The organism is Pseudomonas sp., assembly GCF_035554175.1.
Lineage (GTDB): Bacteria > Pseudomonadota > Gammaproteobacteria > Pseudomonadales > Pseudomonadaceae > Aquipseudomonas.
On record NZ_DATMIV010000002.1, the window covers coordinates 74,536 to 82,866 of the forward strand.

General features: G+C 58.7%; 5 protein-coding genes. All 5 read left to right on the forward strand.

Annotated elements, in window-relative coordinates; translation table 11 throughout:
• The first annotated feature begins 4 nt into the window (after positions 1-4).
• Positions 5-1,393, forward strand: coding sequence for a 2-oxoadipate dioxygenase/decarboxylase HglS (gene hglS, locus VNV36_RS01220; RefSeq protein WP_325715472.1), 1,389 nt, complete (start codon positions 5-7; stop codon positions 1,391-1,393).
• Positions 1,394-1,829: 436 nt separating this feature from the next.
• Entirely contained in the window at positions 1,830-2,345 is a 516-nt protein-coding gene (locus tag VNV36_RS01225) for an Hcp family type VI secretion system effector (RefSeq protein WP_074687775.1), read from the forward strand.
• Between the two features lie 134 nt (positions 2,346-2,479).
• Entirely contained in the window at positions 2,480-4,522 is a 2,043-nt protein-coding gene (locus VNV36_RS01230; protein ID WP_325715476.1) for a type VI secretion system Vgr family protein, read from the forward strand.
• Entirely contained in the window at positions 4,512-5,249 is a 738-nt protein-coding gene (locus VNV36_RS01235; RefSeq protein WP_325715477.1) for a DUF4123 domain-containing protein, read from the forward strand. The genes VNV36_RS01230 and VNV36_RS01235 overlap by 11 nt, the downstream gene beginning before the upstream one ends.
• Positions 5,249-8,331 (forward strand): DUF6531 domain-containing protein (locus VNV36_RS01240; protein WP_325715479.1); only part of this gene is annotated, 3,083 nt, incomplete at its 3' end. The genes VNV36_RS01235 and VNV36_RS01240, both read left to right, overlap by 1 nt.

Genomic DNA, 8,331 nt, shown 5'->3' on the forward strand with positions numbered 1-8,331 from the left:
TTTCATGACCGTGCAGCCTTTCGTGAGCCCCGACCTGATCCGCCAACGCTTCTCCCGAGCGATGTCCGACATGTACCGTGACGAGGTCCCGCTGTACGGCGCGCTGATGCAACTGGTGGAAAAAACCAACCGCGATGTGCTTTCACGTCAGCCTGATATCGCTGGACAACTCAAACGCAGCGGCGAAATCGAACGACTGGACATGGAGCGCCATGGCGCCATTCGCGTCGGCACCGCGACCGAACTGGCCACCCTCGCCCGCCTGTTCGCGGTGATGGGCATGCAGCCGGTGGGTTATTACGACCTGACTCCGGCGGGCGTGCCGGTGCATTCCACTGCATTTCGTGCAGTGCACGAGGAGGCGCTGCAGATCAGCCCGTTTCGCGTGTTCACCTCGTTGCTGCGCCTGGAGCTGATTGAAGATCTTGAACTGCGCTCATTTGCCGAATCGGTGCTGGCACGTCGTTCGATTTTTACCGAAGAGGCACTGCACCTGATTCAACAGGCGGAAACAGCGGGCGGGCTGGATGAAGGTGAAGCCGCAGAATTCATCCGACAGGCACTGGAGACTTTTCGCTGGCACCACAGCGCCACCGTCACTGGCGCGCAGTATCGAAAACTCAGCGCCCAGCACCGTTTGGTCGCCGATGTCGTCGCGTTCAAGGGCCCGCACATCAATCATCTGACCCCGCGCACGCTGGACATCGACACGGTGCAAGAAAAGATGCCCGCCCACGGCATCACGCCCAAAGCGGTGATTGAAGGCCCGCCGCGTCGCCACTGTCCGATCCTGTTGCGCCAGACCAGCTTCAAGGCGCTGGACGAGCCGATCGCTTTCACCGATCAGCACGAAACACGCGGCAGCCACAGCGCGCGTTTCGGTGAAATCGAACAACGTGGCGCAGCCCTCACGCCAAAAGGTCGCGCGTTGTATGACCGCTTGCTGAACGCCGCTCGCGATGAGCTGGGCGACTTCCCCAATGAAGCCAACGCCGCACGCTATAACGCGCTGATGACTCAGCACTTTGCGGAATTTCCTGACAGCGTCGAGGGCATGCGCGAACAAGAGCTGGCGTACTTTCGTTATTTCGCCACGGAAAAGGGATTGGCTGCGCAAGGACTTGGTGGAGCTTCCCTCCAGGAATTGCTCCGCGATGGTTATGTGAAAGCGGAGCCCCTGGTGTACGAAGATTTCCTGCCGGTGAGTGCGGCGGGGATTTTTCAGTCAAACCTGGGGGACACCGCGCAGACGCATTATGGCGATCACTCCAATCGCCTGGCTTTCGAACAGGCGCTGGGCCGCCCGACCATTGATGAGTTGGGGTTGTATGCCGATACGCAACAGCGTTCGATCGAGGAATGCGCCGAGGCACTGCGTATCAAGCTGACCTGACTTGTACTTCCGACTTCCGCAATGCCATGCAGGCTCGCTCCCACAGGTTTCGCGGATGAACTTGAATTCGGGGCAAACCACAAATCCCTGTGGGAGCGAGCCTGCTCGCGAAGCAAACACCTTGGTCTCGACCAATGCCCAACTGCGCAAGAAGTTGCGCAGTTGGCCATAATATTTCAGGGGAAAATTGCGCTTCAGCCCACGCAGTTCAAGGCCTGCAGCCAAGTGCGCAAGAAGTTGCGCAGTACTGCGCAACTTCTTGCGCACTTTCTCCTGATTATCCCACTGAAAATCGCCCCGAATGACCACTGACACTCGTCTCGCCCCCGTCTCCCGGGCACTTCACCCACTCTGGCACGCTCCTTGATAACAGTCAGGCACCCACCGGGCGATTTCGCCTCCGGGCCCTTAACTTTATTCCGCAAGGAGAGCACCCATGGCAACACCAGCGTACATGTCGGTTACCGGCGAAAAACAAGGCCTGATCACTGCCGGCGCGTTCACCGCCGACTCCGTTGGCAACACCTACCAGGAAGGCCACGAAGACCAGGTCATGGTTCAGGCTTTCAGCCACGACGTGATCATCCCGCGTGACCCACAGTCCGGTCAGCCAACCGGTCAGCGCGTACACAAGCCAGTCGTGATCACCAAGGTCTACGACAAGTCGTCGCCTCTGCTGCAAGCCGCTCTGACCTCCGGCGAGCGCATGAGCGAAATCGTTATCCAGTGGTACCGCACTTCGGCTCAAGGCACCCAAGAGCACTACTACACCACCAAACTGGAAGACGCGATCATCGTCGCCATCAACAACAAAATGCACAACTGCCAGGACCCGTCGAACGCCCACTTTACCCACCTGGAAGAAGTGCAGTTCACCTACCGTAAAATCACCTGGACCCACGAAGTATCCGGTACTTCGGGTTCCGATGACTGGCGTGCTCCAGTCGTTTAATTACGGCTGACCGTTACACGCATCGGCCAGCTCTGCTGGTCGATGTTGTTTACGCCCCTCCAGAATTTCGCGTACGTTGAGCCGCTTTTTTGCGGCCGTCGACGAGCGCCGCTGTACAGCACGAGGAACAAGGGATGTTCGCGCCGGCCAATGAAACCCACTTTGCCCTGACCATCGAAGGGCTCTCCGCCGATTTCCAGGTGTTTACCCTCACCGGCCGGGAAGCCATCAGCCAGCCTTTTGTTTTCGAGGTGGAGCTGGTCAGTGAGCAGCCGTCGCTGGACCTCGAAACCCTGCTGCACAAGCCGGCCTTCCTGCAGCTGGCGCCTGACGGCAGCGGCATTCATGGGCAGATCTACCGCGCCGCGCAAGGCGATTCCGGCAAACGACTGACCCGTTATTCGGTGACCCTGCGCCCGCAGCTTTCGTACCTCGCGCACCGCATCAACCAGCGCATCTTCCAGAACCTCAGCGTGCCGAAAATCATCGGCCAGGTGCTGGAAGAGCACGGCATTCAGAGCAACGCCTACGAATTCAAGACCGGCTCGATCTACCCCGAGCGCATTTATTGCGTGCAATACGATGAATCGGACCTGCATTTCATCCAGCGCCTGTGCGAAGAAGAAGGCATTCACTTTCACTTCCAGCACACTCCAACAGGTCACAAACTGCTGTTCGGCGATGACCAGACGGTGTTCCCGAAACTCGCCCCTGTGGCCTATCAGCAAGACTCAGGCATGGTCGCCAGCAACCCGGTGATCAAGCGTTTCGACCTGCGCCTGGAAACCCGCACCAGCCGCACCACGCGCCGCGACTACGATTTCGAAAAACCGCGCCTGACCCTGGAAAGCGAAAACCGTGGCGACGCCCTGCCCGACCTCGAAGACTACGACTACCCCGGCCGCTTCATTGACCGCGAGCGCGGCAAGCACCTGGCCAAACGCGCCCTCGAACGCCATCGCAGCGATTTCCAGCTCGCCGAAGGCAAGAGTGATCAGCCATTGCTGGTCAGCGGCCATTTCCTCGCCCTGACCGAGCACCCGAAAGCCAAATGGAATGACCTGTGGTTGCTCACCGAAGTGCTGCACGAAGGCAAGCAGCCGCAGGTGCTCGAAGAGTCGGTGACCAGCGACACCACCGCGCTGAAAGACGATTTTCATCAGGGCTACCGCAACCGCTTCCAGGCCACGCCATGGGACGTGCCCAACCGCCCGCCGCTGCGCCACCCGAAACCGCGCATCCTCGGCAGCCAGAGCGCGGTGGTCACCGGCCCGAAAGGCGAAGAAATCCACTGCGACGAATACGGCCGGGTCAAAGTGCAGTTCCACTGGGACCGCGAAGGTCAGGCCGACGACAAGACCAGCTGCTGGCTGCGCGTCTCCAGCGCCTGGGCCGGCGCCCAGTACGGCGGCATCGCCATCCCGCGCATCGGCATGGAAGTGCTGGTGACTTTCCTGGAAGGCGATCCCGACCAGCCGCTGATCAGCGGCTGCCTGTACCACAAGGAAAACACCGTCCCCTACGAACTGCCGGCGAACAAGACCCGCAGCACCTTCAAGACCCTCAGTTCCATGGGTGGCGGCGGTTACAACGAGCTGCGCATCGAAGACAAGAAAGGCCAGGAACAGATCTACCTGCACGCCCAGCGCGACTGGGACGAGAACATCGAGCACGACCAGAAAATCCGCGTCGGCAACGAACGCCACGACACCGTCGAGCAAAACAGCTACACCGAATTCAAGGCTGAAGAACACCACACCGTCTACGCCGACCGCAAAGTCGAAACCCGCGCCAACGACCACCTCACCGTGGGCGTCAACCAACACATCAAGATCGGCACCGGCCAGTTCATCGACGCCGGCCAGGAAATCCACCTGAGCAGCGGCATGAAAGTGGTGATGGAAGCCGGCGCGGAACTGACCCTGGTCGGCGGCGGCAGCTTCATCAAGATCGACGCCGGCGGCGTAACCCTGAGCGGCCCGGTGATCAACATGAACTCCGGCGGCAGTCCGGGCAGCGGCACGCCGGCGGCTCCGCTGATGCCCGGCGTGTTGAAACAGGCCGATGCGGACAAGGCCGGCCAGGTGCTGACCCCGGCGCAGATCAACACCCTAAAACGTAACGCGCCGTTCTGCGAAGAATGCGAAAAATGCAAGGCAGGTGCCTGTGCCATCTGAACGAATCACCCCCAAGGACTGGCTGGCGCAACAGCCGCTGCAAAGCGGCGAGCGTTTGTACCTGGTCATCAGCGCCGCCAGCGACGCTGACGCCCTGAAAACCCTCTACCTCACCGAGCCCACCGCCCAGCTCCTGCCGATCTGGGGCGGCACGCCCTACTCCACCTGGCAACCGGTGATGCCCTACCTCACCGAACTCAAAGCCAACTCCGCCTTCCTGCCCTGGATCGCCGAAACCGATGCGCTGGACTGGGGCTGGCTGGCGGTGTCGCGTTCAGCGCCGAATGAGGTGTTCGAACATCTGCGCAGCCTGACGCAGGTGAAAATGCCGGATGGCACCGAGGTGTTTTTTCGGTTTTGGGATGGACGGCATGTCTACCCGATTCTGCAGGGGCTTGGGGAGAAGGCTGGAGAAGTGCTGCCGGTATTTGAGCGGTATCTGATCAATGGGCAGGCGCTGGAAGTGGGCACGCGGGTGGTGCCGAAGGTGCGGGACTGGCCGTGGTGGGAGGTGCCGAAGGGGTTGTTGGAGGGGTTGAGCAAGGACAATCCGGCGACGCTGGTGAGCAACCTGATGCAGTGGCTGGAAGAAGACCGCCCGGACCTCTACACCGCGTGGCCCGAGAACAATCTGAAGCTGAAAATCACCCGCTTCGTGCGCCGCCCGGATGCGCCGCAAAATCTTAAAGAAGCATTGATAAACCACCTGATTCTGGAGCAAGGCTGATGGATCGCGTTGCCTTTGTTGACAACCAACTGGACACCTTCAAGGACAGTCTGAAGCTGTATCAGGAACAAACCAAAACCTGGTACGCGCAGGCGCTAGACAAAGGTAGCCGTGCCGCTGACATGCCGTCTTTGCTGGGCATGGAACGTGTCATCAAGGTGGGCAACACCAGTAAAGCGGTGAGCATGACCGACGGTAACTTTACCTCGAACGTGGCTCAATGCCCGCTCAAGGGGCCGTTGCTGATCGAGAGCAAATTCGAATCGGTTTACGACATTCCCGTAGGCGATATCGAAGTCGAAATTGTGGCCGTGGACGGTGGTGCGGTCAGCAAGGTCAAACTCGACGCGCAAGGCAAAGCCGCGTGGAACGGCGGTGTGCCAGGCAAGTTCTACAAAATTCGCGTGCATAACGTAGTGACTCCGGCGCAGATCGACGCCCTCTTCAGCTCCTACAGCGGTGTGACCGCTGACCTCGAAGGTTTCCTGCGCAAGGAATGGGCCGGCTTCAAACCGCAGTGGTCGAATCTCTCCACCTCCGGCACGGCGATGGCCATCGGCAACGGCATTCTTGACGGCGGCTGGGAAGCGATCAAAGGCGTGTGGGACGGCATCAGTCTCGTGCTCGACATCCTTCAGGACCCCGGGAAGTTTGCGAAGGATCTCGGCGCTGGCGCAGACGAACTGATCAAAGTGGCAAAAAGCACGCCGGACGTCATGAAAAAAGCCATGTTGCTGGCCAGTGACGAAGCCGCTTTGTTTTTGCTGGTGCGCAGTGCGGTGATCTGGCTGGCGGGCTTGCCGCCGATGAAGATGGCAGGCGATGTAGCGAAGATGACCACGGCCATTGTCGTAGGTATTGTGATCGACATCGTGATCGGTGTCGTCCTGACCATCGCCGCCGAAGGTACCGGCGTCATCTACCTTGCGGCCCGACTGAAGAAGTACGGAGAGCTCGTCATCAAGGCTGTCGTCGGCTTCGTGAAGTCGGTGTTCAAGATCATCAACGGCTTTATGGAGTATGTCGCCAAGTACACCGCAGTGGCGGCTCGAGGGGTGACGGCGAAGGTCAGGAACGGGATTTCCGAGTTGCGTTTTGATGGGAAGCGTGTGACCACCGTCGAAACCCCGAAAACCCGGCACGATGCCCCTGCACAATCCAAGACCCCAGATGAAAAAAGCGCAACTTGCGCAAAGAACACTTGCACTAACGGCTGCCCGGTCTCCATGGTCACTGGCGAAGAGCTACTGACGCTGACCGATGGAGAGCTCGGAGGGCCTGCACCATTTAGCTGGACTCGTCTCTATCGGACCAGCGCAGCGGAAATCGATTGTGGGCTGGGTTTTGGCTGGAGCCACGCGTTAGCCCAACGGATAGAAATCAATGCCGATGAAGTGATATGGACTGATCATGAAAACCGGGTGATCACCTTCCCACTTCCAAGCATCCAACGCCCGGCGATAACCAATAGCCTCTCGGAAGCAGCCATCTTCATCGGGGACGATCCATCAGAACTTATTCTCACTCAGGCTGGTGAGCATGCTCAGTTCTATCACTTCCGCTACGATCGCAAAGGCGCAACACTGATAGCCATCAGTGACAAATACGACAACCGCCTTCATGTCACGCGCGATATTCACGGTCGGATCAAACGTATCGACAATGGTGCTGGTCGTGCCTTGCTGTTGCGCTACGACCGCAAACACATTGTGGCAGTCGACTATCAACAGTTCACACCCGCAGACAATCTGGAAGATGTATGGACCACTGTCCAGACGATCATCAGTTACGCCTACGACTCGCAACATCGCTTGATTGAAGCGAAAAACGCCGCTGGAGAAGCCGAGCGTTACGCCTATAACGATCAAAACGTCATTCTCGAGCGCCGTTTAGCCGGAGGTGCCAGTTTCTATTGGGAATGGGAAAAAGAGGGCAAATCTGCACGCTGTATTCATCACTGGGCGAACTTCTCGCAGATGGATACTCGCTATGTTTGGGATGATAAAGGAAGCGTTACTGTCACGAACGCAGACGGTAGCGAAGAGATATACACCCACGACGACCAAGCCCGACTGGTTGCTCAAATTGATCCGGACGGAGCCGAAAATCTCAAGGCATATGACGATAAGGGACGCTTGGTTGCAGAGCAAAATCCGCTCGGAGCTATCACCGAGTATCGATACAACGAATCAGGGCATCTGGTCGCAGTCATACCTCCAGAAGACGAACCAACGGGCTATGAATATAGCCGTGGGTTCGTAAGTAAGGTCGTTCGCGGTAAAGCAGTCTGGAAATATCAGCGCAATAATCAAGGCGATATCACCCAGCAGACAGATCCGGACGGCAACACCACCTACTACAGCTATGACCGTCGGGGGCGTTTGCAGGAAATCGGCCTGCCCGATGGCAGCCGGCACCAGTTGGGCTGGAATAACCTCGGCCAGCTATTGGAAGAGCGCCTGCCTGATGGTAGTCAGCGCAAATACCGCTACGACGCACTCGGCCGGCAGATCACACGTCAGGACGAAAACGGTGCCATCACGCACTACCAATGGGATGCCGCGAATCGCCTGACACAGATCACTTTGCCCGGTGGAGCGACACGGGCATTTACATACAACGCATACGGGCGAGTCACCGCCGAACGCGACGAACTCGGCCGTATCACCCGCTACGAATACGCCGACAACCTGCACCTCGTCAGCCGTCGCATCAATCCCGACGGCAGCCAACTGCGCTATCGCTACGACAACTCGCGCCTGTTGCTCACTGAAATCGAAAACGAGCGCGGCGAGCACTACCACCTCGATTACTACGCCAACGGTCTGATTCAACAAGAAACCGGTTTCGACGGTCGTCGCACCGCGTACGAATACGACCTCAACGGCCAACTGCTGAAGAAAACCGAGTTCGGCGATGACGGTAGCGAACTGGTCACCGAATACCAGCGCGATGCCGCAGGTCGCTTGCTTGTAAAAACGCTGCCCGATGGCGAAGAAATTCACTACAGCTACGACGCGCTGGGTCGCCTCGTTAGCGTCGACGACGGCCATTGGCCGCTCGCCTACAAGTACGATCTGCA

Coding starts and splice junctions, on each gene's coding strand:
- hglS (WP_325715472.1), top strand. CDS start 5: ATGACCGTGCAGCCTTTCGTGAGCCCCGACCTGATCCGCCAACGCTTC.
- VNV36_RS01225 (WP_074687775.1), top strand. CDS start 1,830: ATGGCAACACCAGCGTACATGTCGGTTACCGGCGAAAAACAAGGCCTG.
- VNV36_RS01230 (WP_325715476.1), top strand. CDS start 2,480: ATGTTCGCGCCGGCCAATGAAACCCACTTTGCCCTGACCATCGAAGGG.